Origin of the sequence: Streptomyces fuscigenes (assembly GCF_021556455.1) — a bacterium.
Taxonomy (GTDB): Bacteria; Actinomycetota; Actinomycetes; order Streptomycetales; family Streptomycetaceae; genus Streptomyces; species Streptomyces fuscigenes.
The window spans coordinates 1-1,970 of record NZ_JAKGCV010000683.1 but is presented as its reverse complement, the minus strand read 5'-3'; the positions used below and the strand labels follow the sequence as shown (position 1 = coordinate 1,970).

1 protein-coding gene and 1 pseudogene are annotated in these 1,970 nt (G+C 76.1%); both read right to left on the bottom strand.

Features of this window, described 5'->3' with window-relative positions; all coding sequences use genetic code 11:
* A pseudogene (locus tag L1885_RS27715) lies at nucleotides 1–1,013 on the bottom strand (hypothetical protein); the annotation flags it as partial.
* A 91-nt stretch (nucleotides 1,014–1,104) separates the two neighbouring features.
* Nucleotides 1,105–1,970 (bottom strand): hypothetical protein (locus tag L1885_RS27710; protein ID WP_235799892.1); only part of this gene is annotated, 866 nt, incomplete at its 5' end.

Here is a 1,970-nt window from a genome sequence, read left to right as displayed (position 1 = left end):
CGCTCGTCGCCGGCGCGCGCGGCGAGGCGGCGCACCAGGGCCCGGGCCCTGCGTTCGGCGGCGGTGTGGATCTCGCGGGCGCGGCCCCGCACGGCGGCGGCCTCGACGATGCGGCCGAGGAGGTCGACCGAGCCGGCGGTGAAGTCGCGTTCGGCGGTGAGTTCCGCGCGGCGGCCGAGCTTGTTGCCGAAGCCGCCGACGAGGTCGGCGAGCCCGTCCGTGTCGCGGGTGTCGGTGACGGCGCGCAGCAGCAGGTCGGTGAAGTCGGAGTCCTTCTTCACGGCGAACAGGCCGGCGGCCTCGCCCTCGTCGGCGTTCATCTCGCGCTGGTAGCGGAAGAGTTCGGGGTCGAGCCCGAGGTCGCCGAGGTGCTCGTTCCAGCGGTCGTGGATCTCCTCCCAGTACACCTCCAGGTGGGGGTAGAACTTGCCGGCGTCGGTCAGGGCGTCGCGGAAGCCCTTCATGGTCCGGCGGCGGCCGCGCGCGCCGGAGGCACCCTCGGCGGGTGGCCGGACGGACTGGGCCTCGGCCACGGGCAGCGAGTCGAGGCTGAGCCCCGGGCCGGGCCGGAAGGAGTACCAGGCCTCGGCGAACTTGCGCGGGTCTCCGGAGACCTGGCGGCCGCGCCACTCGCTGGCCTTGCCGACGACGACGAGTTCGCCGGTCTGGGTGTGCTGCCACTCCAGGGCCACGTGGCCGCAGTCGTCGGCGAGCAGGAACTTGCGCAGCACGCCGGAGCTGGCGCCGCCGAGCGTGTTGCGGTGGCCCGGCAGCATCACGGAGAAGATCAGCTTGAGCAGGACGGACTTGCCGCCGCCGTTCTCCAGGAACAGGACGCCCGCGGGGGCGGGGCGGCGCGGCGGGCCGGACGGCTCGTCGGCGAAGAACTCGCTCTGCACGGGCGCGGGGTTCGGGACGGCGGCGCCGACGCCGCGCAGGTCGAGCACGGTGTCGGCGTAGCGCGCTCCGGCGGGCCCGATGGAGTAGAGGCGGACCCTGGACAGCTCGTACATGGCGGCGGTCTCTCGTGAACGGTGCCCGTGGGGGCGGTCGGTGGGGTGCACGGGGGCGGGCGGCGCGCCGGGCGGCGGCCGCGGCGCGGGGTCAGGAGTGGAAGGGCAGCCCCGCGTCCGCGACGAGTTCCGTGTCGGCGGCGTCGGGCGGCGGCAGGAGGGTCGCGGTGCCGTCCGTCACGGGTACGACGCCGAGTTCGGCCAGTTCCGCGAGGGCCGCGGAGCCCGCCATGTCGCGGACCTGGAGCTGGTAGCGCGCGGTGGTGCGGTACGCGCCTCCCGCGTCGTCGCCGGTGCGCTGGAGGAAGCCGGACTCGGTGAGGAAGGCGACGGCCTTGCCGACGATGCCGGTGGTCGATCCGGCGAGGCGGCGCGCGTCCTTGGTGGCCCCGGTCGCGCTGCGGCGCGCGTAGACGCGCCAGGCGGCCTCCAGACCGGGCTCGCCGCTCGCGGGGTCGGTGTTCTCCCCGTCCTCCTCGGCGCGCTCCTCCAGGCGCCGGCACGCCTGGCGGACGAACGCGTCCACCCCGTTGACGGTGATGCGGCCGATGTACCCGTCGTCGGCGAGGTCCTCCGGCCGGGGGAACGCCAGGGCGGCGACGGCGAGATGGGCCAGTCCGTGCAGGAACCGGTCGGCGGAGTCGGTGGCGGCGCGGCGCGCGTACTCGCCCATCCGCACGGCGAAGACGGAGTCCTCCGCGGCGGTGACGGCCATGCCCGCGCGGGTGGAGACCTCCAGCACGACGAGGCCGAGGCCGGTGGCGACGGCGTCGGCGATCCGGGCGAAGGCGGGGTCCTCGCGGTAGCGCCGCAGCAGCTCGGTGTACTCGGCGTCGCGCGAGGGCGCGAGCCGGGGCTGCAGGCCGAACGACACGAGCCGGGCCGCGTCCGCCGCGTCGGCGGGCGTGACCCCGGCGCCGGGCGCCGCGGGGGCGGGGCGTTCGGTGTCGGACGCGG